The sequence below is a fragment of the Methylophaga sp. genome, assembly GCF_009711715.1.
Lineage (GTDB): Bacteria > Pseudomonadota > Gammaproteobacteria > Nitrosococcales > Methylophagaceae > Methylophaga.
The window spans coordinates 49,267-71,607 of the sequence record NZ_VENF01000001.1; the positions used below are offsets into that span (position 1 = coordinate 49,267).

At 50.2% G+C, this 22,341-nt stretch carries 22 protein-coding genes; 20 read left to right on the top strand and 2 right to left on the bottom strand.

Features of this window, described 5'->3' with window-relative positions; genetic code table 11:
- Positions 1–23 precede the first annotated feature (23 nt).
- From FH755_RS00225 to FH755_RS00275, 11 genes are all read left to right on the top strand, one after another.
- On the top strand, positions 24–1,661 hold the full coding sequence (locus FH755_RS00225) for a CTP synthase (RefSeq protein ID WP_292437518.1): 1,638 nt from the start codon (positions 24–26) through the stop codon (positions 1,659–1,661).
- Complete coding sequence (gene kdsA / locus FH755_RS00230; RefSeq protein ID WP_292437520.1) at positions 1,661–2,506, top strand: 3-deoxy-8-phosphooctulonate synthase; 846 nt, start codon at positions 1,661–1,663, stop codon at positions 2,504–2,506. The genes FH755_RS00225 and kdsA overlap by 1 nt, the downstream gene beginning before the upstream one ends.
- Positions 2,507–2,543: 37 nt before the next feature.
- On the top strand, positions 2,544–3,824 hold the full coding sequence (gene eno, locus FH755_RS00235; protein WP_292437521.1) for a phosphopyruvate hydratase: 1,281 nt from the start codon (positions 2,544–2,546) through the stop codon (positions 3,822–3,824).
- Positions 3,825–3,830: 6 nt separating this feature from the next.
- Complete coding sequence (gene ftsB / locus FH755_RS00240; RefSeq protein WP_292437523.1) at positions 3,831–4,121, top strand: cell division protein FtsB; 291 nt, start codon at positions 3,831–3,833, stop codon at positions 4,119–4,121.
- Positions 4,108–4,818: a 2-C-methyl-D-erythritol 4-phosphate cytidylyltransferase gene (gene ispD, locus FH755_RS00245; protein ID WP_292437524.1), complete on the top strand. Its 711-nt coding sequence runs from the start codon at positions 4,108–4,110 to the stop codon at positions 4,816–4,818. The genes ftsB and ispD overlap by 14 nt, the downstream gene beginning before the upstream one ends.
- Positions 4,818–5,291: a 2-C-methyl-D-erythritol 2,4-cyclodiphosphate synthase gene (gene ispF, locus FH755_RS00250; protein ID WP_292437526.1), complete on the top strand. Its 474-nt coding sequence runs from the start codon at positions 4,818–4,820 to the stop codon at positions 5,289–5,291. Before ispD ends, ispF begins: the two co-directional genes overlap by 1 nt.
- Positions 5,292–5,295: 4 nt before the next feature.
- Positions 5,296–6,369 carry a tRNA pseudouridine(13) synthase TruD gene (gene truD / locus FH755_RS00255; protein WP_292437528.1) on the top strand — a complete coding sequence of 358 codons (1,074 nt, stop codon included), beginning with the start codon at positions 5,296–5,298 and terminating at the stop codon, positions 6,367–6,369.
- 31 nt (positions 6,370–6,400) lie between these two features.
- Positions 6,401–7,177, top strand: a complete 777-nt coding sequence (locus tag FH755_RS00260) for a DUF1223 domain-containing protein (protein ID WP_292437530.1) — start codon at positions 6,401–6,403, stop codon at positions 7,175–7,177.
- Positions 7,177–8,565 carry a siroheme synthase CysG gene (gene cysG, locus FH755_RS00265; protein WP_292437532.1) on the top strand — a complete coding sequence of 463 codons (1,389 nt, stop codon included), beginning with the start codon at positions 7,177–7,179 and terminating at the stop codon, positions 8,563–8,565. Before FH755_RS00260 ends, cysG begins: the two co-directional genes overlap by 1 nt.
- Before the next feature lie 173 nt (positions 8,566–8,738).
- A complete protein-coding gene (locus tag FH755_RS00270; protein ID WP_292437534.1) occupies positions 8,739–11,033 on the top strand; it encodes a TonB-dependent receptor in 2,295 nt (764 codons plus the stop codon).
- 62 nt (positions 11,034–11,095) lie between these two features.
- Positions 11,096–11,596 (top strand): PepSY domain-containing protein, encoded by a 501-nt coding sequence (locus FH755_RS00275; protein ID WP_292437536.1) that lies wholly within the window; start codon positions 11,096–11,098, stop codon positions 11,594–11,596.
- A 52-nt stretch (positions 11,597–11,648) separates the two neighbouring features.
- Here the strand turns inward: FH755_RS00275 and nadC are convergent, their stop codons facing one another.
- Positions 11,649–12,491, bottom strand: coding sequence for a carboxylating nicotinate-nucleotide diphosphorylase (gene nadC / locus FH755_RS00280; protein WP_292437539.1), 843 nt, complete (start codon positions 12,489–12,491; stop codon positions 11,649–11,651).
- A 76-nt stretch (positions 12,492–12,567) separates the two neighbouring features.
- On the opposite strand from nadC, the gene ampD reads away from it, so the two are divergent.
- The gene (gene ampD / locus FH755_RS00285) at positions 12,568–13,116 is read left to right on the top strand and encodes a 1,6-anhydro-N-acetylmuramyl-L-alanine amidase AmpD (protein ID WP_292437541.1); all 549 of its coding nucleotides are present in this window, start codon (positions 12,568–12,570) and stop codon (positions 13,114–13,116) included.
- Between the two features lie 48 nt (positions 13,117–13,164).
- On the opposite strand, the gene FH755_RS00290 is transcribed toward ampD, so the two are convergent.
- Positions 13,165–13,794: an FKBP-type peptidyl-prolyl cis-trans isomerase gene (locus tag FH755_RS00290; protein WP_292437543.1), complete on the bottom strand. Its 630-nt coding sequence runs from the start codon at positions 13,792–13,794 to the stop codon at positions 13,165–13,167.
- Positions 13,795–14,033: 239 nt separating this feature from the next.
- On the opposite strand from FH755_RS00290, the gene FH755_RS00295 reads away from it, so the two are divergent.
- The 8 genes from FH755_RS00295 (at position 14,034) to FH755_RS00330 (ending at position 22,252) form a co-directional block, all read left to right on the top strand.
- Positions 14,034–14,525, top strand: a complete 492-nt coding sequence (locus tag FH755_RS00295; protein ID WP_292437545.1) for an SUF system Fe-S cluster assembly regulator — start codon at positions 14,034–14,036, stop codon at positions 14,523–14,525.
- Positions 14,518–15,966, top strand: coding sequence for a Fe-S cluster assembly protein SufB (gene sufB / locus FH755_RS00300; RefSeq protein ID WP_292437547.1), 1,449 nt, complete (start codon positions 14,518–14,520; stop codon positions 15,964–15,966). Before FH755_RS00295 ends, sufB begins: the two co-directional genes overlap by 8 nt.
- Positions 15,967–16,011: 45 nt before the next feature.
- Positions 16,012–16,773, top strand: a complete 762-nt coding sequence (sufC, locus tag FH755_RS00305) for a Fe-S cluster assembly ATPase SufC (protein ID WP_292437549.1) — start codon at positions 16,012–16,014, stop codon at positions 16,771–16,773.
- A complete protein-coding gene (gene sufD / locus FH755_RS00310) occupies positions 16,770–18,071 on the top strand; it encodes a Fe-S cluster assembly protein SufD (RefSeq protein ID WP_292437551.1) in 1,302 nt (433 codons plus the stop codon). The genes sufC and sufD overlap by 4 nt, the downstream gene beginning before the upstream one ends.
- 4 nt (positions 18,072–18,075) lie before the next feature.
- Positions 18,076–19,335 carry a cysteine desulfurase gene (locus FH755_RS00315; protein WP_292437554.1) on the top strand — a complete coding sequence of 420 codons (1,260 nt, stop codon included), beginning with the start codon at positions 18,076–18,078 and terminating at the stop codon, positions 19,333–19,335.
- Positions 19,335–19,781 (top strand): Fe-S cluster assembly sulfur transfer protein SufU, encoded by a 447-nt coding sequence (sufU, locus tag FH755_RS00320; RefSeq protein ID WP_292437555.1) that lies wholly within the window; start codon positions 19,335–19,337, stop codon positions 19,779–19,781. Before FH755_RS00315 ends, sufU begins: the two co-directional genes overlap by 1 nt.
- A gap of 13 nt (positions 19,782–19,794) precedes the next feature.
- Positions 19,795–20,124, top strand: coding sequence for an SUF system Fe-S cluster assembly protein (locus tag FH755_RS00325; RefSeq protein ID WP_266234912.1), 330 nt, complete (start codon positions 19,795–19,797; stop codon positions 20,122–20,124).
- 367 nt (positions 20,125–20,491) lie between these two features.
- A complete protein-coding gene (locus FH755_RS00330) occupies positions 20,492–22,252 on the top strand; it encodes an O-antigen ligase family protein (RefSeq protein WP_292437558.1) in 1,761 nt (586 codons plus the stop codon).
- Positions 22,253–22,341 lie beyond the last annotated feature (89 nt).

Sequence of the window (22,341 nt, forward strand, 5' to 3'; positions counted from 1 at the left end):
ATTTTTATTGAACTCTCCATAATATGACTAAATTTATTTTTGTCACCGGTGGTGTTGTGTCGTCTCTCGGGAAGGGAATCGCCGCGGCATCACTGGCTGCGATACTCGAAGCCCGTGGTCTGAAAGTCACCCTGGTTAAGCTCGACCCTTACATCAATGTTGACCCGGGCACGATGAGCCCGTTGCAACACGGTGAGGTATTTGTCACCGAGGACGGGGCCGAAACTGATCTGGATTTGGGCCACTACGAGCGTTTCATTGATGCAGATATGAGCAGCCGTAATAACTACACCACTGGCCAGATTTACGAAAACGTCATTCGTAAAGAGCGTCGTGGTGAATACCTCGGCAACACGGTTCAGGTCATTCCTCACATCACCGATGAAATCAAGCGCTGTATCTTCGAGGGCGCGGGTGATGCCGATGTCGCCCTGATCGAAATCGGCGGTACGGTGGGTGACATTGAATCACTGCCATTTCTGGAAACCATCCGTCAGATGGCCACAGAACTGGGGCGTGACAGAGCGCTGTTTCTGCATTTGACCCTGGTGCCTTATATTGCTTCCGCCGGTGAAATCAAAACCAAACCCACTCAACATTCGGTCAAAGAGCTACGGACTATCGGTATCCAACCGGATGTGCTGGTATGCCGGATCGACCGCCCGTTGCCTGAGTCCGAGCGCCGCAAAATTGCCCTCTTTACCAATGTGCCTGAAAAGGCCGTTATCTCTGCTATTGATGTCGACAGCATTTATAAAATTCCGATGGAACTGCACCGTCAGGGCCTGGATGACATTGTTGTCAAGCAACTCGGCATCGATGCCAAGCCGGCGGACTTAAGTCAGTGGGAAAAGGTTTACGAGAACCTGAGCAATCCCGATGGAGAAGTCGATATTGCGATGGTCGGCAAATATATGGAACTGACCGAGGCCTATAAATCGCTGTCGGAATCTTTGATTCATGCCGGCATTCGTACCCGCACCAAGGTGAATGTTCATTACGTCGATTCTGAACAGGTTGAACAGGAAGGGACTGACTGCATCAAGGACATGGATGCCATCCTGGTTCCGGGCGGTTTTGGCGAGCGCGGGGTCGAAGGGATGATCGAAACAGCCCGTTTTGCCCGTGAAAACAATATTCCTTACCTGGGTATTTGTCTGGGTATGCAGGTGGCGGTTATCGAGTATGCCCGTCATAAAGCCGGTCTGCCCGGAGCGTACAGCACCGAGTTTGATTTGAACGCCAAAGACCCGGTCATCGGCCTTATCACTGAATGGCAGACCGCGGACGGTAAAGTGGAACAACGTGATCACGATTCCGATCTGGGCGGCACCATGCGTCTGGGGGGCTATCCCTGTCTGCTCAAGCCGGGCAGTCTGGCACACAAGATCTATGGTGCCGATGAAATTGTCGAGCGTCACCGTCATCGTTACGAGTTCAACAATAACTACATGGCGGCGCTGGAAAAAGCCGGACTTGTTTTCTCCGGCATGTCCAAAGATCAGAGCCTTGCTGAAATGATTGAAATCCCCGAACACCAGTGGTTTGTTGCCTGTCAGTTCCACCCGGAATTCACTTCGACGCCACGTCATGGCCATCCGCTGTTTGAAGGCTTTATTAACGCAGCCAGGCAAAACCACAAGCAGCGAGGTAACCACTGATGCAATTATGTGGATTTGAAGCCGGCAACCGCCAGCCGTTGTTTCTGATTGCCGGTACCTGCGTGATTGAGAGTGAGCAGATGACCATGGATGTGGCCGGTCAGCTCAAGGAAATCACCGATAAGCTGGGTATCAACTTTATCTACAAGTCTTCATTTGACAAGGCCAACCGGACTTCGACCAAGAGCTACCGTGGACCCGGTGTGGAAGCTGGCCTGGCGATTCTGGAAAAGGTAAAAAAAGAATACAACCTGCCGGTATTGACCGATGTTCATGAAGATACACCGCTGGCAGAAGTGGCCAGTGTAGTCGACGTGCTGCAGACACCGGCGTTTTTGTGTCGTCAGACCAATTTTATCGTCAATGTCGCCAGTCAGGGCCTACCGGTCAATATCAAGAAAGGGCAGTTCCTGGCACCCTGGGATATGCAGCATGTGGCAGCCAAAGCCAAGTCGACCGGTAATGAGCAGATCATGTTGTGTGAACGCGGTACTTCCTTTGGTTACAACACCCTGATTTCCGATATGCGCGGTTTGCCAATCATGCGCCAGATGGATTGCCCGGTGGTGTTTGATGCCACCCACTCGGTTCAGCAACCGGGTGGACAGGGTGGCGCATCGGGTGGCCAGCGTGAATTTGTCCCGGTACTGGCCCGTGCCGCAGTCGCGACCGGCATCGCCGGACTGTTTATGGAAACCCATCCTGAGCCTGAAAAGGCCCTCAGCGATGGCCCTAACTCCTGGCCGCTGCACCAGCTGTCAGCGCTGCTGGAAACGCTGCAGGCCATCGATGCCACGGTCAAGCAACAGGACTATATCGAAGACGCCCTCTTGGCAAACCGATAATGGTCCGATCAATTTTCTGATATACGGGAGCAAAGCATTGAGCAAAATCATTGATGTAAGAGCACGTGAAATTATTGATTCGCGCGGCAATCCAACTGTAGAAGCCGATGTCATACTGGAAAGCGGCGCTATGGGCCGGGCAGCCGTACCTTCAGGTGCGTCAACCGGTGAACGTGAAGCAGTCGAACTGCGTGACGGTGATAAAGCCCGTTACCTGGGTAAAGGGGTATTGAAGGCCGTCGCTGCGGTGAATGGTGAACTGCGTGAAGCCGTGCTGGGTATGGAAGCTGCCGACCAGCGTGCGGTAGATAACAAGCTGATCGAAACAGACGGTACAGAAAACAAAGGCCGTCTGGGTGCCAATGCCTTGCTGGCAATTTCAATGGCCACTGCCCGCGCTGCGGCAGCAGATGCCAAAAAGCCACTGTATAAATACCTTGCAGACAGCGATGAAGCGGTGATGCCGGTACCGATGATGAACATCATCAATGGTGGCTCACATGCGGATAACAGTGTCGACCTGCAGGAATTCATGATCATGCCGGTGGGTGCCAGCAGCATCAGCGAAGCGATTCGCTATGGCGCGGAAGTCTTCCATGAACTGAAAAAAGTGCTGCATAGTAAAGGCCTGAGCACAGCGGTCGGTGATGAAGGGGGCTTTGCCCCGGATCTGCCGTCCAATGAGGCTGCGATTGAAGTGATTCTTCAAGCCATTAAGAATGCAGGCTATGAGGCCGGCAAAGACATTATGCTGGCACTGGATGCGGCCAGTTCTGAGTTTTATAAAGATGGTCAGTATGTGCTGGCTTCAGAAAACCGCTCTCTGTCCTCCGCTGAGTTTGCAGATTTACTGGCTGACTGGGTCAGCAGATATCCAATCATCAGTATCGAGGATGGTATGGACGAAAATGATTGGGATGGGTGGAAGTTGCTGACCGATAAAATCGGTGACAAAGTGCAACTGGTCGGTGACGATCTGTTCGTAACCAATCCTAAAATCCTGCAGGAAGGCATTAACAAAGGTGTCGGCAACTCGATTCTGATCAAGGTCAACCAAATCGGTACGCTGTCTGAAACGCTGGATGCGATTCATCTTGCCAAAGAAAACGGTTATACCGCTGTGGTTTCTCACCGCAGTGGCGAAACCGAAGACACCACTATCGCCGATCTGGCGGTGGCGACCAATGCCGGTCAAATCAAAACCGGTTCTTTGTCACGTTCCGACCGTGTTGCCAAGTACAACCAGTTGCTGCGTATCGAAGCTGAACTGGGTGATAAGGCCAGCTATCCTGGCATGAAGGCCTTCAACGTTAAGTAAGGCCTGATGATTAAACCCGTCATGATTTTTCTGGCCATCTTGCTGGTATTACTGCAATACCGATTATGGCTCAGTCATGACGGCTTACCTTCGCTGCTGCGTTTACATCACCAGGTCGAAAAACAGCGCCTGGATAATGAAAAACTGACAGAACGTAACCAGGTTCTGGCAGCGGAAGTGCAGGATTTGAAAAGTGGTCTCGATGCGCTCGAAGAGCGTGCCCGCAGCGAACTGGGCATGATCAGAGACGGCGAGACCTTTTTTCATGTGATAGAAGAACAAGATGAGCAAAAGTGACGCTGTCTGGGCTGTGGTGCCGGCAGCTGGTATTGGCAGCCGTATGGGATCAGATAAACCCAAACAGTATCTTCAGCTCAATAACAAACCGCTGCTCCAGCATACCCTGGAGCGTCTGGCCTCACACCCACGCATTACCGGCATCGTCGTCGCGCTGGCGGAAAACGATCCCTGGTGGCCACAACTTGACCTTGAGCTGGACTGTCAGTTATTGACAGCAACGGGCGGTGAATCGCGCTCGGATTCGGTGTTCAATGCACTGGAGACACTCACCGCTGAAACCGATGCTGATCCCTGGTTACTGGTGCATGATGCGGCCCGGCCTTGTCTCAGACATAGTGATATAGACCGGATGCTGAAGCAGTTAGGCCAGCATGAAGTCGGCGGCATTCTGGGCGTGCCGGTGACAGATACCGTCAAACGGGTCGATTCACATCAGACTATTATTGAAACGGTTGATCGTCATGGTCTCTGGCGGGCTGCTACGCCGCAGATGTTTCGTTTGCATCTGCTGAAAAAGGCACTTGCCTCGGCCGCTGAACAAGGGCTTGCCGTCACTGATGAAGCCAGTGCTGTCGAGCTGACCGGGCTGAAGCCGATGATGGTGGAAGGCCATCAGGATAATATCAAGATTACCTTGCCGCAGGACCTTGCCCTGGCGAGCCTGTATTTGCAACAACAGAGTCGAGGACAATAATGCGGATAGGGCATGGCTATGATGTACACCGGTTTGTCGAAAACCGGCCTTTAATTATCGGTGGTGTGACGATTCCCCACAGCCATGGCCTGGAAGCGCATTCTGACGGCGATGTTCTGATCCATGCGCTTTGCGATGCCTTGCTGGGCGCTGCCGGCTTATGGGATATCGGCCATCATTTTCCTGACACCGATGACAGCTTTAAAAATATTGACAGCCGTATTCTGCTGCGCCGCGTTCTGGCAGATTTATCCGAGCGTGGCTGGGCAGTCAATAACATCGATATCACGGTGATTGCTCAAGCCCCTAAACTGGCCCCGTTTATTCCTGAAATGAAAACGCTACTGGCGCACGATATGACAATCAGTGAAGCTGAGCTCAACATCAAGGCCACGACGACTGAAAAGCTCGGTTTTATCGGGCGTCAGGAAGGAATTGCCGCCCATGCTGTGGTTCTGTTGAAAAAGGCCTGAAAAGATGGAATTTGATTTCAGCCAATTGCAACGCGCTAATCCTCAGGCCACACAATGCAGTGCCAATATTCGTCTGCAACCTGACCATTTTCGGGTCGATGAACAACTGCCTTTCGAGCCTAGCGGCGAAGGTGGTCATGCCATGCTCTTGATCGAGAAAACCGGCAGCAATACCGACTGGGTGGCCAAACAGCTGGCGCGTTTTGCCGGGGTTGAGGATGTCGCTATCGGTTTTGCCGGTCTCAAGGACCGTCATGCTGTCACGAGCCAGTGGTTCACCGTCAAACTGGAAGGTTACGAGGAACCTGACTGGTCTCTGTTTTCAGCCGATGACTGTCAAATCAAAACCCTCACCAGGCACAATAAAAAGCTCAAACGGGGCGTGTTGTCTGGCAACCTGTTTTCGCTGACATTGACCTGTATCGAAGGTGACCGGGAAATCTGGGAACACAACCTCGCACGAATCCAAGCTGAAGGTGTCCCCAATTATTTTGCTGAACAACGTTTTGGTCATCACTTTGCCAACCTGGATAAAGCACAGCAATGGTTTGAAACCGGCAGAAAGCCTAAAAAGCGACAACAGAAAAGCATGATCTTATCTGCCGCCCGATCCTGGTTATTTAATGAGGTGCTATCAGCCCGAATCAGCCAGCAGAACTGGCAAACTGGATTGCCAGGGGATGTCATGCAATTAGCCGGCACTAGCAGTATTTTTCTGGCTGAATCCATCGATGAAAGTATCGCAGAGCGCTTGAGAAGCTTTGATATTGATATCACCGGGCCTCTCTGGGGACGAGGCAGATCAGCAAACCAATCCGAGAGTCTGGCGCTGGAATCTGCTGTACTTGATAACTGGCAAACATGGCGACAAGGTCTGGAACAGGCCGGACTCAAGCAGGAAAGACGACCACTTCGCGTGTTACCACAAAAAATGAGCTGGCATTTTCATGAAGACAGTTTGTCACTGTCCTTTTTCCTGCCGGCGGGGTCTTATGCGACAGCAGTGATGCGTGAACTGGCTGAGATTACTGATGTCAGTCAGCGGAACTCGCCCGAATCGCAAGGTTCACAACAATAGACGGATTTTTCGGGGTAATCTGATGCGGAGAATGAAAGCAGGCCTATTGTTGATTACCGGTTTGCTGCTGACTCAAACTGTGGCCGCTCAGCAGTGGCAGGCTGAAAGTGCTGATAAGCAAATCGCGGTGATGGAATTATTTGTTTCCGAAGGCTGTGGCCTGTGTCCGGCCGCAGAGCGTTGGGTGGAGCATTTACCGGAGCAGGGCTTCACTGAAGAGGAAGTGATTGTACTCAGCTTTCATGTCGATTATCTGGACGACAAAAAAGGTTGGGTTGATCGTTTCGCCAAGCCACGTTTTACTGAGCGCCAGCGTCAGATGGCTCGCTTAAATCTTTACCAAACGGTCTTCACGCCGGAAATCTTTATCAGTGGTGAAGTTGTTCATAACTGGCGTGAGCACGGTACTGAAGTCATTGAGTTTATCAATAGTTTTGACGCTGAAGCGGATATCGCCCTGCAGGTAAGCAAAACGAATGAACAGCTTGATATTGATAGCTCAGTAACTGTAATGGGTGAAGACAATCTGGGAAACAGCCAGCTTTACCTGGCGTTGATCGAAGACAATATCATCAGCGAAATCCATGGCGGTGATAACATCGGCGCCGTTTTCAATCATCAGAATCTGGTGAGACGCTGGCTGGGACCGTTTGAACTGAATGCGGATGGAAAAACCGCAAAAATTCAAACTACGCTGCCACTGGACCCGGAGTGGAAACTGCATGATATGACTCTCGTGGCTGTGGTGCAAAACCTCGACAATGCCTATGTTCTGCAGGGCCTCTCTCTACCATTGAAAGAAAAATAATGGATTTTTTACCGATATTCTTAGATTTAAAACAGCAGTCTTGTCTGGTTGTCGGTGGTGGTGATATTGCTGCCCGAAAAGCCGGATTGCTGCTCAAAGCCCAGGCCATTGTCACTATCGTTGCGCCGGCCTTATCGGCCACGACACAAAAGCTGGTCGATAATCATCAGGTCAACTGGCTGGAAGCAAAATTCGATGCCGCACAACTGGGTCAGGAAAGACTGGTTATTGCCGCTACCAATGATGAAACCGTGAATGCAGCGGTTTATCAGGCAGCCAAGGCCAGAAATATTCTGGTTAATGTGGCCGATAGCCCCGACCACTGTGATTTTATTCTGGCTTCCATCCTGGACCGTTCACCGATTGTGGTCGCGGTATCCAGTGGTGGGGACTCACCTGTACTGGCACGGAATCTTCGTGCTCGTCTGGAAACGTTGATTCCGCCTTCCTACAGCAAACTGGGTGATCTCGTTGGCCGCTACCGAGATAAGGTCAAACAGAAATTTGACAATGTCTCACAGCGTCGCCGGTTCTGGGAGTCTGTGCTGGAAGGACCGGTGGCTGACCATATGATGGCTGGTCGTGAAGAACTGGCTGAAAAGACCTTACTGGATAAACTGCAGGATCCTGACAATAAAGACTTGAGTCGAGGTGAAGTCTATCTGGTAGGCGCCGGACCCGGTGATCCCGACTTATTGACCTTTAAAGCACTGCGGCTGATGCAACAGGCTGATGTGGTTTTTTATGATCGACTGGTCAGTAAAGAGATCCTGGCTTTGGTTCGTAAAGAAGCCGAGTTGATTTATGTCGGTAAGCAGCGAGCCTGGCATGCAGTACGACAGGAGGAAATCAACGAATTGCTGCTGCAGCATGCAAAGCAGGGTAAACGTGTTTTGAGGCTTAAAGGCGGGGACCCATTTATTTTTGGCAGAGGCGGCGAAGAGATTGAAACACTGGCAGATGAAAAAATTCCGTTCCAGGTCGTGCCGGGTATTACGGCGGCCTCCGGGTGTGCCAGTTATGCAGGAATACCTCTGACTCATCGTGACTATGCTCAGAGTTGTGTCTTTGTGACCGGGCAATTGAAGCAGGGCGAGCTGGATCTTAATTGGGAAACACTCGTGCAGCCACGGCAGACGGTCGTAGTTTACATGGGCCTGGCCGGGCTACCCGAGCTTAGTCGGCAGCTTCAGGCGCATGGCATGCCGGCCGATAAGCCTGCAGCATTGGTTCAACAGGGCACCACAGAGAATCAAAAAGTCTGGATAAGCACCATCAGTGAATTACCGGTACTTGCTGAACAAGAGCAGCCGGTCGCGCCCACGTTGGTGATCATTGGTGAAGTCACACGGCTTCACAATACCCTCGCCTGGTTCAAGAGTGGTTGATATTAACCAGTCTGGTTGGTTGATATCAACCAATACAACCGGTATCCGCAGCAGAGCTCAAATGTAACTGGTTGTCATAAAACAGTTTTCATAGTTGGCATTGTCCATGCTTATTAATAAGCCGGTTTTACTATAACCATAACAATGAAAATTTTTCGGGAGAGTAATGAGTAATGCAAGTTCCGCATAAAAAGAAAGCATTGAGTCTGATGCTGGCCTCGGTGCTGGTTTCAGCCCCGGTCCTCGCAGCAGAAGAGGATCAAGTTCAGTTGGGTGACATTGAAGTCGTGGGTACCACACCAATTCAAGGTGTAGGCTTACCGGAAGACGATATCCCGGCCAATATCCAGTCAGCTAATGACGAAGATATCGAACGGGTTCAGGCGATGGATTTATCAGAGTTCATGAATAAGACACTCAGCAGTGTCAGCCTCAACGCAGCCCAGAACAACCCGTTCCAACCGGATCTGAAGTTCCGTGGTTTTACCGCATCACCACTGGTGGGTAACTCACAGGGCTTATCCGTTTACATGGATGGTATCCGTATTAACGAACCATTCGGTGATGCCATCAACTTTGAACTGATTCCAGAATCGGCGATTGCCAATATGAACCTGATTCCCGGTTCTAACCCGGTATTCGGTCTGAATACACTGGGTGGTGCACTGTCCATTCAAACCAAGAACGGTTTCACCCATGCCGGCCACAGCCTTGAAGCTTACACCGGCTCCTTCGGTCGTGATTCAGGCACCATCGAGAGTGGTGGTAGTGATGGTAACTTTGCTTACTATGTGACTGGCTCCATTACCAAAGAAGACGGCTGGCGTGACTTTTCACCATCCCGGGTTGAGCAGTTTTTCTCAAAACTGAGCTATGCCAACGAAGACACTACACTGGATTTTGGTATCACGGCTGTTGACAGTGACCTGAACGGGAACGGTGCTTCACCGATTGAACTGGTTGCTCAGGATCGGGAAGCCGTCTTCACTCATCCCGATAATACCCAGAATGAACTGCGTATGTTTACGCTGAATGGTTCACACTGGCTGGATGACACCACCATGCTGTCAGCCAATACCTATTACCGTCGCAGTGACCGCAGTACTTTTAATGGTGATGGCTCAGAACTTGAGGTCAGTGGCGGTAACATCGAGGATGATGATGGCGAGGTAATCGTTGACGGAACCCAGTTCGGTTTTGCTGATGGTGACTTTGTGGCATTGAACAACACCAGTGAAACAGAGCAGGATAGTTATGGTTTCGGCTTGCAAACGACGTTTCTGGACGATCTGTTTGGCCGTCAAAATCAGCTGATTGTCGGTGCCAGCTATGACAAGTCAGATGTTGATTATAGCTCGCAATCCGAAATTGCCCGCTTCACATCAACCCGCGGTACTGATGGGACAGGTTTTATCATTGATGACACTGTGGTTGATGGTGATATTGAGACGGATACATTCAGCCTCTATTTCAGCAATACCCACTCAGTCACCGAGCGCCTGGCAGTAACACTGGCCGGTCGTTATAACCGTATCGATATTGATATTTCCGGTACCAGCCAAGGTGGCGAACAGGATTTGGCAGAAGGCGGTGGTAGTAACGTATTTAACCGTTTTAACCCATCATTGGGTGCCACCTATGCATTTAAAGACAACCTGACCGGTTATGCCAACTACAGTGAGTCCAATCGTGCACCGACACCATCAGAGCTGACTTGCGCTGATGAGGACAACCCCTGTGCATTGCCGAATTCCTTCCTGGCTGATCCACCGCTGGATGATATTGTGGCCAGAACAATTGAAGCGGGTTTCCGTGGCAGTAACGGTAATGTCAACTGGAATGCCGGTGTGTTCTATACCCAGCTTAAAGATGATCTGTTCTTCTTCCCGGCAGTTGAAGATGATGTCGATGATCCACGTCTGAACGTGGGTATCTTCGATAATATCGATGAAACTTCTCGTGCCGGTCTGGAACTGGGTGCAGACGGTACCGTAGACAAGCTGAGCTGGTTTGCCAATTATGCTTATGTCCGCGCGGCATTCGAGGATAAATTCTCTTACGCTCGTGAAGTCGATGACGAAGTGGTGACCTTCAACGTTGACGAAGGTGACAGACTGCCTGGCATTCCTGAGCACAATATCAAGATCGGTGCTGATTATGCCTTTACGCAGAAATTGTCACTGGGCTTTACCGCTTCCTACCATTCAAGTCAGTACTATCGCGGTGATGAAGCCAATGTCGATAAGAAAATTGCTCATTACAAGGTTGTGAATCTGCATGGTCGCTATAAAGTGACTGATAATCTGCAGTTCTTTGCCAAGGTCGACAATCTGTTTGACAGCGAGTACAACACCTTCGGTCTCTATGGTGAGCCGGATGAAGCCCCTGGTGTTGATTTTGAAGATCCTCGCTTTGTCGGTGCCAGTTCACCAAGAGCGGGTTGGATTGGCTTTAAGCTGACACTGTAAACCCAAGCTTGAGCTCCACATTGGGCTGCCTTCGGGCAGCCCAATTTATTTCAGGATAAAGCATGTTAAAAACTTTGTTTTCAGCCATTTTGTTGTGGCCTGCTGCCAGCCTTGCCGACGACAGTAATCAACGGTTCGAAGATTGTCTTGAAGTCGCATTGAATGCCCGTGACGGGCAGGTGGTTAAAGTCGAACTGAAACTCGAGAATGAGCGCGAGGTATACGAGTTTGATATCAGAGGCATAGATGGCAAAGATTGGGATGTTGAATGTCTGAAGTCCTCCGCTGAGTTAATTGAACTGGAACAGGAAGTGAATCATCCCAATCATCCGCTGTTCAAAAGAAACTTCAACGTTAATGAAGAAGAAGCCAGAGATATTGCGCTCAAGCTTTATCCCGGCGAGATTATTGAAGTCGAATACGAAATCGAGTCCGACGGCAAGTCATCCTATGAATTTGATATTGATACGCTGGAAGGTAGCGAGATCAAGATAGAAATCGATGCCGCTACCGGTAAAGTAGTAGAAACCAACAAGGAATTGTGGCAAGTCGGCCTTGAATAATATGACTGGCTTTACTCTCACCGCAGCCCGGTGTTGTCCGGCTGCGGTTTTTTTATTTAAAGCGCAGTGATAAATCGACCGCCTGAATATCCTTGGTCAAGGCGCCTACAGAGATTCTGTCCACACCGGTTTCAGCAATCTGACGGATATTGGCCAGGTTAATGCCGCCAGAAGCCTCCAATAAAGCCCGCTTCCGGGTAATCTTGACAGCCTGTTGCAGTGTTTCAAGTTCAAAATTATCCAGCAACACGATATCGGCACCGGCTTCCAGCGCCTGGTTCAGTTCATCCAGATTTTCGACTTCTACTTCGATCGCCACCCCGGCATTCAGGGACTGGGCCTGTGAAACAGCCGCTGCAATCGAGCCTGCCGCATTGATATGATTTTCTTTGATAAGAATGCCGTCATAAAGACCAAAACGGTGATTGAAGCAACCACCACATCGAACGGCGTATTTCTGTGCTACCCGCCAGCCCGGCAGCGTTTTACGCGTATCAAGCACTTTTACCGGCAGGCCGGCTACTGCGTCCGCATAACGTTTCGCTACTGTGGCGGTTGCCGACAAGGTCTGCAGGAAGTTCATTGCGGTGCGCTCACCCGTTAAAATAGTTCTGGCCGGGCCTTTGAGGCGACAGATGACCGTATCAGCAGCAAGCTCATCACCATCACTGGCCAGCCATTCAATTTGAATCTTGTCATCCAGTCGTGCAAATACGGCTTCAAACCAATCACGGCCACATAACACGGCATCCTGACGGGTAATAAGCTGTGCTTCAGCCAAGGCATCCGCCGGTATCAGCTTGGCAGTTAAATCCTGTTGACCGACATCCTCAAGCAGTGCAAGCTTGACCTGGGAGTCGATAAACGCTGGCGGTAACGGGTTTTCAATGCTCATTGACGGGCTCTTTGCTGAAAACTGAATAGGGTAACGCTTGACGGCTTAATAATCCATGACGCTGAGGAAAAGCGCTTTGAACATTGATCTGGCTGAAGGGCGCTGCACTGATGCAGTGTTTACCTTGTCACCTAACCACGATGAACGTCCTGATCCGGAAGACATTCATGGCATCGTGATTCACAACATCAGTCTGCCACCAGGGGAGTTTGGTGGTCATTTTATTGATGATCTCTTTCTTAACCAACTGGATACTACCCTGCATCCTTATTTCGAGCAGTTACGTGACCTCAAGGTCTCATCTCATCTGCTAATCCGGCGCAGTGGAGAACTGGTTCAGTTTGTCCCGTTTCATCAACGTGCCTGGCATGCTGGCGTATCAAGCTGGCAGGGTAGGGAGCGTTGCAATGATTTTACGATTGGGATTGAGCTGGAAGGGTGTGATGACAAGCCTTTCGAAGATCAACAATATCACCGTCTTGCGCAAGTGATTGCTTGTCTGTGTGAGTCTTATCCACAGCTGAACTATGAGCGAATTACCGGTCATGAACATATCGCACCGGGACGGAAGACCGATCCGGGGCCGTTTTTTGAATGGGATTATTTAAGACAGCTACTCGACTGATACAAAAAAGCCGCCCGGAGGCGGCTTTATTTTGAGCAGAAGCAAGGCTTACTTAGTGATAGCGATCAATTCGATATCAAAAATCAGCGTTTCGTTAGGACCAATCAACTGACCGGCACCACGTGGGCCGTATGCCAGGTTGGCGGGAACAACGATGCGCCATTTACCGCCTTCCTTCATCATCTGTAATGCTTCCTGCCAGCCCTGGATAACACCATTAACCGGGAAAGTAGCGGGTTCGCCACGCTCGTAGGAGCTGTCAAATACGGTACCGTCTAGCAAAGTGCCTTTGTAATGGGCAATCACTTTGTCGTTTTCAGTCGGTGTCGCGCCATCACCTTCTTTAATGATTTCGTATTGCAGGCCACTGTCGGTGGTTACAACGCCTTCTTTCTTGGCATTTTCGCTCATGTAAGCTTTGGCTTCCGCCTGCTTTTCATTCATGACTTTTGCCATTTCCTGCGCTTTTTGTGCCTGGAATTCCTGAATCACTTTTTCAGCAGTTTCCTGATCCAGCTGCGGCTGTTTGCCCGCCATCATATCGGCAACACCGGCTTTAAATGCATCCAGGTCCAGCTCAACGCCTTCCTGCAGCATGTTTTGTCCGACTTGAATACCAAATATATAGCTCAGTTTCTGTTTTTCTGAGTCTAGGGTTGCGGCGTGATCATCAGCCATTACATTCGCTCCAAATAACAAGGGTAAGAAAATCAGTGCTTTTAATTTCATTTATTAGGCTCTCTGGTTGGAATTTAACTCTATAGGCGTTGCCGAATTTAGTACAATTGCACGTTTTAAAGTTCATCACCATACGCGAAATCAACGGAATTTTCACTCGGTCAGCGTCAATATCTGAGCAAAACACTTGGTTATTCTCTGAATTGATACTATAATAGTACCAATTAGGAGGTTCAGCTATGCTGCGAATGGGAAAACTGACGGATTACGGCATTGTGCTGATGAGCTACCTGGCAACGAATCGCCATGAGCAACACAGCGCCCACGCTATTGCTGATGCGGTGAAGGTGCCGCTGCCTACTGTCAGAAAGGTACTGAAATCCCTGTCTCATGGTGGATTGCTTCAATCAGAGCGGGGCGTAGCGGGTGGTTACAGCCTGAGCCGGATGCCAGAGCAAATCTCGGTGGCTGAAATCATCACGGCCATAGAAGGCCCGATTGCTCTGACTGAATGTGTCAGCAGTGAAAGCCACTGTGAACAGGAAACACACTGTGCTGTCCAGACCAACTGGACGCGCATCAACAATGCGGTGTTTCATGCGCTGGATGAAGTCAAGCTGTCAGACATGCTGGTACCGCAGAATACATCAGGGTTGAGCCCGATTAAATTTTACTCATCAGCAGCTGCGATGAGTAACGCAACAATACAGGATGGTGAGTTTCATGACTGATCAAAGTCAACAACTTGAGTCGATTACTCAGAGAGAATACAAGGCGGGTTTTGTTACCGACATTGAGGCAGACAGCCTGCCGCCCGGCCTGAGTGAAGAGGTTGTCCGCGAAATCTCCCGCATCAAAGGGGAGCCAGACTTCATGCTGGAGTGGCGTCTGAAAGCCTATCGTCACTGGCTGACCATGGATACGCCGGAATGGGCCCATGTGCATTATCCTGAGATTGATTACCAGCAAATCAGTTATTACTCGGCCCCGAAGAAAAAAGACGATGGCCCGAAAAGCCTGGATGAAGTCGATCCGGAACTGTTGCGTACTTACGAAAAACTGGGTGTCCCGCTCGATGAGCGCGCCCGCCTGGCGGGGGTTGCGGTAGACGCGGTGTTTGACAGTGTCTCTGTCGCCAGCACGTTCCAGGATAAGCTGGCTGAAGAGGGCATTATTTTTATGCCTATCTCGCAGGCGGTGAAAGCGCATCCGGAACTGGTTGAAAAATACCTCGGCAGTGTGGTGCCTTATAAGGATAACTACTACGCAGCACTGAACTCGGCAGTCTTCAGTGACGGTTCCTTTGTCTATATTCCCAAAGGCGTACGTTGCCCGATGGAGCTGTCGACTTATTTCCGGATCAATGCAGCCAATACCGGTCAGTTCGAGCGTACCCTTATCATTGCGGATGATGATTCCTATGTCAGTTATCTGGAAGGTTGTACCGCGCCAATGCGTGATGAGAATCAGCTTCATGCTGCAGTTGTGGAACTGGTCGCTATGGACCGTGCCCAAATTAAATACTCGACCGTACAAAACTGGTATCCCGGTGATGAGAATGGTAAAGGCGGTATCTACAACTTTGTGACCAAACGTGCTGCCTGTCGTGGCGAATCGTCGAAAGTGTCGTGGACTCAGGTTGAAACGGGTTCAGCCATCACCTGGAAATACCCGAGTGTGGTGCTTCAGGGTGATAACTCAATCGGTGAGTTCTATTCAGTCGCTGTCACCAACAATATGCAGCAGGCTGATACCGGCACCAAGATGATTCATCTGGGTAAAAACACCAGTTCTACCATTATTTCCAAAGGTATTTCAGCCGGTCGCTCGCAAAACGCCTATCGCGGTCTGGTTCGGGTCGGTCCGAACGCAGAAAACGCCCGTAACTACACCGAGTGTGATTCTCTGCTGATGGGCGATAAGTGTGGTGCTCATACATTCCCGTATATTGAGGTGAAAAACCCGACGGCGAAGGTGGAGCACGAAGCATCCACTTCAAAAATCAGTGAAGACCAGCTGTTTTACTGCAAGCAACGCGGACTTGATGCCGAAGATGCCGTATCGATGATTGTGAACGGCTTCTGCAAACAGGTTATTCGCGAACTGCCGATGGAATTTGCCGTGGAAGCCCAGAACCTGCTCGGTTTGTCATTAGAAGGTTCCGTCGGTTAAGCGAACGGGAACCCATAAAGATTTTCAGAAATATAGAGACTCAACATGTTAGAAATTAAAAACCTGCATGCCAGCGTTGGAGGTAAAGAAATCCTCCGCGGCATCAATATGTCAGTCAATCCAGGCGAAGTCCACGCCATCATGGGCCCGAACGGCGCCGGCAAGAGTACTTTGTCCAATGTGCTCGCCGGCCGTGAAGGCTATGAAGTCACGCAAGGTGAGGTCATCTACAAAGGTGAAAACCTGCTGGAACTGGAACCGGAAGAACGCGCGCAGCGTGGTGTGTTTCTGGCATTCCAGTACCCGGTTGAAATCCCCGGCGTCAGCAATATTTACCTGCTGAAAGCGGCCTTGAATGCCGTCCGCAAATATCAGGGCCTGGAAGAAGTCGATGCCATCGATTTTCTGAACCTCGTGCGTGACCGGATGAAGCTGGTCAAAATGGACGAACAGTTCCTGCACCGCAACGTGAACGAAGGTTTCTCGGGCGGTGAGAAAAAACGTAACGAGATCCTGCAGATGGCGGTGCTGGAGCCGGCACTGGCGATTCTTGATGAAACCGACTCCGGCCTGGATATCGACGCATTGCGTGTGGTCGCTGAAGGCGTTAACGCCCTGCGCGCCGAGGACCGCTCCATCGTTATGATTACCCACTATCAGCGTTTGCTGGACCATATTGTGCCGGACTTCGTCCACGTACTGTCTGAAGGCAGAATCGTTAAATCCGGCGACAAGGAACTGGCTAAGGAACTGGAAAAATCCGGTTACAGCTGGGTTCACGACGCACCGGAAGGTCAAACCGCATGAAACAGTTAACTGAGATCACAACGCCGTTTGGCGAGGTGGCCGCTGCAAAACCATTGCCGGGCACAGAGCTTGGCTGGTTGCAGCAACTGCGTGATCAGGCGAAAGCGCAGTTTGAACGTCACGGTCTGCCGGCAAAGAAAGTTGAAGACTGGAAATATACCTCCCTGTGGCAATTGAGCCAGGAAGGTTTCAGTCATGATGCTAATGAAGTCAGTCTGGGTAAGACCGAACTGGCTCACGTGGCCGCACTGGAAGATGCTTACCGCTTTGTCATCATTGATGGCCGCCTCAATGCGGTACTGTCTGAAATTGACAATCTAGAAGCAGGTTTATCGATTAAACCGCTGGCCGAGGCACTTGATCAGGCAGAAAACATGCTGGGCGATCAGATTGATCTGGAAAAGCCGGGTCTCAATGCCATTAATACGATGCTGATGCACGACGGTCTTGCATTGCATGTCGAAGCCGGCCAGAAAATCAGCAAACCAATCGAGTTACTGGTTATCAGCACCGCTGAAAACCCAAAGCTTGCCAGCCATTTACGCAATCTGATTCAGGTCGATGCAGATGCCGAAGTGACGCTGCTGGAGCACTATGTCAGCCTTGCCGAGACGGCAGGTTTCACTGATGTGGTGACCGAGGTCAAACTGGCTGAAAACGCCAGGCTGAACCATTTCAAACTGCAGCATGAATCGCTGGCGCATTACCATATTGCGACTCTGGCCTCGAAACAGGCCGCTGGCAGTATCTGGAATACCAATAACATCTCACTGGGCGGCAAGCTGGCGCGGAATGATATTCACAGTCAGTTGCTGGGTGAAGAAGCACACGTGACGCTGGATGGTCTGTATCTGGTTACCGGAGACCAGCATGTCGATAATCACACCCGTATCGACCATGCTGCGCCCAACACCACCAGTGATGAGGTTTATAAAGGTGTACTGGATGGCAACAGCCATGCCGTATTTAACGGTAAGGTGAATGTGCACAAAGATGCCCAGAAAACCGATTCCAGCCAGAGCAACAAGAACCTGTTGCTGTCTCGCAGCTGTGAAATCGATACCAAACCGGAGCTGGAAATCTATGCTGATGACGTCAAATGTGCCCACGGTAGTACCGTCGGTCAGATTGATGAACAGCACCTGTTTTTCCTGCGTGCCCGTGGCCTTGATGAGACAGCTGCACGTAGCCTGCTGACTTATGCTTTTGCCGTCGATGTATTGCAACGGATTAAGTCAGCACCTATGCGTCAGGCCTTGTCTAATGTCATAGAAAAACGGTTACCGAAAGGGGCGTGATTGCATGACACAAACCGAATTAAAAGCTGTGCCGTTTCCAGAAACTGACTTTGATATTGAAGCGATCAGACGTGACTTTCCGATTCTGAATCAGGAAGTGAACGGCAACCCGCTGGCCTACCTGGATAATGCTGCCAGCAGCCAGAAACCGGTTCAGGTGATTGAAGCGGTCGACGCTTACTATCGTCTGGACAATGCCAATGTACACCGTGGTGTGCATCGGCTGAGCCAGCGCGCGACCGACGCTTATGAAGGCGCTCGCGATAAAGTCCGTGGTTTCCTGAATGCCAAGTTGGATAAGGAAATTGTCTTTGTCCGCGGTGCCACCGAAGCGATCAACCTGGTGGCTCAGAGTTTTGTACGCCCTCAGATCAAGCCGGGTGACGAGATTCTGATCAGTCATATCGAGCATCACGCCAATATCGTGCCGTGGCAGATGGTGTGTGAACAGACTGGCGCCAAACTGAAAGTCATTCCCATGACTGAATCCGGTGAACTGGATCTCAGCGATTTCGACAGCCTGCTGAACGAACGCACCAAAATCCTGGCGATTGGTCATGTGTCGAATGCACTGGGCACCATCAATCCGATTAAGGAAATGATCGGTCAAGCTAAAGCCAAATCGATTCCAGTGCTGGTAGACGGCGCCCAAGCGGTGCCGCATATCGCCGTCGATGTGCAGGATCTGGATTGTGACTTTTACGTCTTCTCTGGTCATAAAATGTTTGCACCCACCGGTATCGGCGCGCTCTATGGCAAACAGGCATTGCTGGAAGCGATGCCGCCATGGCAGGGTGGGGGCGATATGATCCTCTCGGTCAGCTTCAGCCATACCGAATACAACACGTTGCCTTATAAGTTTGAAGCCGGTACACCGCACATTGCCGGTGCCGTCGGACTGGGCGCAGCGATTGATTATATGCAGGCTATCGGCATCGATAAGCTGGCAGCCTATGAACATCACCTGCTGGAAGTCGCCACAGCGAAACTAGAAGCCATTGATGGTATTCGTATTATCGGTACTGCCAAAAACAAAGCCAGCGTACTGTCTTTCATGATTGAAGATGTCCATCCGCACGATGTCGGTACCATTTTCGACCAGCAGGGCGTCGCGATTCGTGCAGGTCACCACTGTGCACAGCCAGTGATGGAGTTCTATGGCATCGCCGCGACGGCACGGGCTTCCTTCGCGTTTTATAACACCGAGCAGGAAATTGATGCGCTGGTTAATGCCATCAAAACCACACAGGAGTTGTTTGCCTGATGAGTGATTTAAGAGATCTCTATCAACAAGTGATCATGGATCACAAAAAGAATCCGCGTAATTTCCGTGAGATTACTGATGCCAATCACATGGCACATGGTAACAATCCGCTCTGCGGTGACGCCCTGGTGGTCTACGCCAAACTCAAAGATGGCGTGATTGAAGATGTCAGCTTTCAGGGTAGTGGATGTGCGATTTCAGTGGCTTCAGCCTCGTTGATGACCGAGATTCTGAAAGGCAAAACCATGGAAGAAGCCGAAAAGCTCTATGACAATGTGCATAAAGCGCTGACTGGTGAAGCGGGCGGCGGCGAACTGTCCGGCAAACTGGAAGTACTGGCCGGCGTGAAAGAGTTTCCCGCTCGTGTGAAATGCGCCACTTTATCCTGGCACACCGTACATGCCGCGATGGACAGTGACCACGATATTTCCGTAACCACAGAATAAGTAGGGCAGATTTATGAATGACCAATATCAAATCAGCCCGGAACAGCTCAAAGAAGATGTTATTGAGGTGCTTAAAACCATCTACGATCCGGAAATCCCGGTTAACATCTACGAGCTCGGGCTTATCTACAATATCGAAATCAGTACCTCAGGCAACGTCCATATTGATATGACGCTGACAGCCCCCGGCTGCCCAGTTGCCCAGTCTTTCCCGGGCGATGTTGAATCGCGTGTGATGTCCGTGCCCGGCGTCAAAAAAGCCCATGTCGAACTGGTCTGGGAACCACAATGGACCAAGGACATGATGAGCGAGGCCGCTCAGCTCCAGCTCGGTATGTTCTAGGCCTGCTGTGTTTTCTTCGCCTGCCTTATACGTCTAAAAGACTAAGCTGAAAAAATAACTGTGGGTGAAATCTCACCCACAGTGAGAGTCAAAAGCCGACCTCTAAGGGGCTGTCATCATGACAGACGAGTAATGCGAGATTTAAAGTAATCTCAGCTTCATTATTTCCCCATAACTCCCTAGGACCTATAGGAATAATTCCTGAAATCTGATTTCTTCTCACGAATAAGAGGGTGAGGCAGTTCACACAACTCCTGATAAATGTGAAGTCGAACAAACAGCAAAACAGGATTTTTTCCTAGTGCCTGTTTGTTAATGCCTCACTAAGATTGACTGATTTTTCAAACCATTCAGTGGGATTCAGTCAATGACGGCAGCAACTTCCTCCGACCATCAGCCACGCTCTTATCTTGCCGGTTTCAGTGTTTTAATGCTGGCACTGATGTGTGTGGTGCCTTTTCTATCCCCTTACCACATGCCACCCATAGCCAGCTTTTATAACGAATGGCTTGCTGCATTTCTGGCGGTATTCGCCAGCTTGTTTTTAATAGGTAAAAGACAGGAAAAACTTCAAATTCCGGTTGTGAGCTTTATTCCACTAGGACTGATTGTTGTTCTGGGATTACAAGTTGCACTGGGCGTACCGGATTACTGGCAGAACCAGTTTGTGGCTATGCTCTACCTAGGGCTGTCAGCTTTGTTAATGCTACTTGCCGCTAACCTGCGACACAGCCTGACATTGGAAAGAGTCGTACCAGTCATTGCCTGGGCATTTGTGATTGGCGCCACAACGATCATGATATTGCTCCCCATCGGCAAATTAATACCCGAAGATAATGCGCTTGCTAAGTGGGTTCTTGACAGCAATTCCGGCAATATCGGTCAGGTCAATCACTTTTCCAACTATCTCGCTTTGGGGCTTGCCTCCCTGGTTTACCTGCGAATCACAGACCGGGTCAGTAACTTTGTTGCAATTCTTATCTCTGCTTTGATCCTGATTGGCCTGGCTCAGGGCGGTCAAAGGATGGCAATCCTTTATGTGGCATTACTGTCTGTTGGCGGTTGGCTATTGGCCAGACCATTTACAAATCATCACATGACGTCAATAAAGCCGATTTCACTACTCTGGCTGATACCGGGATTTATTGCAGCCCAATTTATTGTTCCATTACTCAGTTTTCTTGAACCTGCAAAGATGCCAGCGGAGCGACTGATGCAGACGATGGGGACTGAGTCCAGCCGCCTGATTTTGATAGAACAAGCCTGGCTTTTATTTAAACAATACCCGTGGCTAGGGGCAGGCTGGGCCGAGTTTCCCTGGTATAACTTTTCCATCACCGAGTCTTACCCCACCTTGAAGGGACTCTGGCACCATGCGCATAACCTGATCCTGCAACTATTAGCGGAGACAGGCATCCTGGGCGCGCTGATTCTGACGGCAGGTATGCTTTACTGGTTCAGAGAGCAGTTCCTTAGCAAACTGAATGCAGAACGTTGGTGGCTACTGGCATTGCTGTCTGTCATCGGGATACACAGCATGCTGGAGTATCCGCTCTGGTATATAACCTTTCTCGCTATTGCCAGCTTATTGTTGGGATTGGGATCTGAACGCCCCATACAAGTGAAGTTCAATCTGGCACCGGTTTTTTTCCTGGTCATCTTCATTTTCTCTGCCTGGTCAATGGGCAGCCTGCAAACCAGTTATCACCAGTTGGAGACGACGCTCACATCATTGAGGGAAGAGGGACTACCTCAATCGGAAATTGATGAAAATCTGGAAAAGCTTTATCAGCTCAGGGAAAGCTCTGTGTTTACCCCGATCGCGGATAACTTCCTGGTTCGTGTTCTACCTAATCAGCCTGACTTGATTCAAGACAAGCTCACTATCAGTCAGCATGTCGTTGAAAACTGGCCGGGGCGGGTAGAAAGCTACACACATGCCTACTTGCTGGCGATGAATGACAAACCTGTTCAAGCACAGCAGATGATTCGTATGGCGATTAAGCAGTTTCCAGAGTACCGGGAAGCATATCATCGCTTTGTTCTGGCCCAGGTGGTTAAAAAACAACAGAACGCGCTCTTGCCGATACTGATCATCCTTCAGGATCCCTATAAGCCGGGGGAATAAGACACAGATGCATTTGCCAATTCAGAGCCAATCCCGTTCAAAAAACAAAGTTATCACTCAATGCTGATTGGGAATTAGCTCTGAATGTG

Coding starts and splice junctions, on each gene's coding strand:
- FH755_RS00225 (WP_292437518.1), top strand. CDS start 24: ATGACTAAATTTATTTTTGTCACCGGTGGTGTTGTGTCGTCTCTCGGG.
- kdsA (WP_292437520.1), top strand. CDS start 1,661: ATGCAATTATGTGGATTTGAAGCCGGCAACCGCCAGCCGTTGTTTCTG.
- ftsB (WP_292437523.1), top strand. CDS start 3,831: ATGATTAAACCCGTCATGATTTTTCTGGCCATCTTGCTGGTATTACTG.
- ispD (WP_292437524.1), top strand. CDS start 4,108: ATGAGCAAAAGTGACGCTGTCTGGGCTGTGGTGCCGGCAGCTGGTATT.
- ispF (WP_292437526.1), top strand. CDS start 4,818: ATGCGGATAGGGCATGGCTATGATGTACACCGGTTTGTCGAAAACCGG.
- truD (WP_292437528.1), top strand. CDS start 5,296: ATGGAATTTGATTTCAGCCAATTGCAACGCGCTAATCCTCAGGCCACA.
- FH755_RS00260 (WP_292437530.1), top strand. CDS start 6,401: ATGAAAGCAGGCCTATTGTTGATTACCGGTTTGCTGCTGACTCAAACT.
- cysG (WP_292437532.1), top strand. CDS start 7,177: ATGGATTTTTTACCGATATTCTTAGATTTAAAACAGCAGTCTTGTCTG.
- FH755_RS00270 (WP_292437534.1), top strand. CDS start 8,739: ATGCAAGTTCCGCATAAAAAGAAAGCATTGAGTCTGATGCTGGCCTCG.
- FH755_RS00275 (WP_292437536.1), top strand. CDS start 11,096: ATGTTAAAAACTTTGTTTTCAGCCATTTTGTTGTGGCCTGCTGCCAGC.
- nadC (WP_292437539.1), bottom strand. CDS start 12,491: ATGAGCATTGAAAACCCGTTACCGCCAGCGTTTATCGACTCCCAGGTC.
- FH755_RS00290 (WP_292437543.1), bottom strand. CDS start 13,794: ATGGCTGATGATCACGCCGCAACCCTAGACTCAGAAAAACAGAAACTG.
- FH755_RS00295 (WP_292437545.1), top strand. CDS start 14,034: ATGCTGCGAATGGGAAAACTGACGGATTACGGCATTGTGCTGATGAGC.
- sufB (WP_292437547.1), top strand. CDS start 14,518: ATGACTGATCAAAGTCAACAACTTGAGTCGATTACTCAGAGAGAATAC.
- sufC (WP_292437549.1), top strand. CDS start 16,012: ATGTTAGAAATTAAAAACCTGCATGCCAGCGTTGGAGGTAAAGAAATC.
- sufD (WP_292437551.1), top strand. CDS start 16,770: ATGAAACAGTTAACTGAGATCACAACGCCGTTTGGCGAGGTGGCCGCT.
- FH755_RS00315 (WP_292437554.1), top strand. CDS start 18,076: ATGACACAAACCGAATTAAAAGCTGTGCCGTTTCCAGAAACTGACTTT.
- sufU (WP_292437555.1), top strand. CDS start 19,335: ATGAGTGATTTAAGAGATCTCTATCAACAAGTGATCATGGATCACAAA.
- FH755_RS00325 (WP_266234912.1), top strand. CDS start 19,795: ATGAATGACCAATATCAAATCAGCCCGGAACAGCTCAAAGAAGATGTT.
- FH755_RS00330 (WP_292437558.1), top strand. CDS start 20,492: ATGACGGCAGCAACTTCCTCCGACCATCAGCCACGCTCTTATCTTGCC.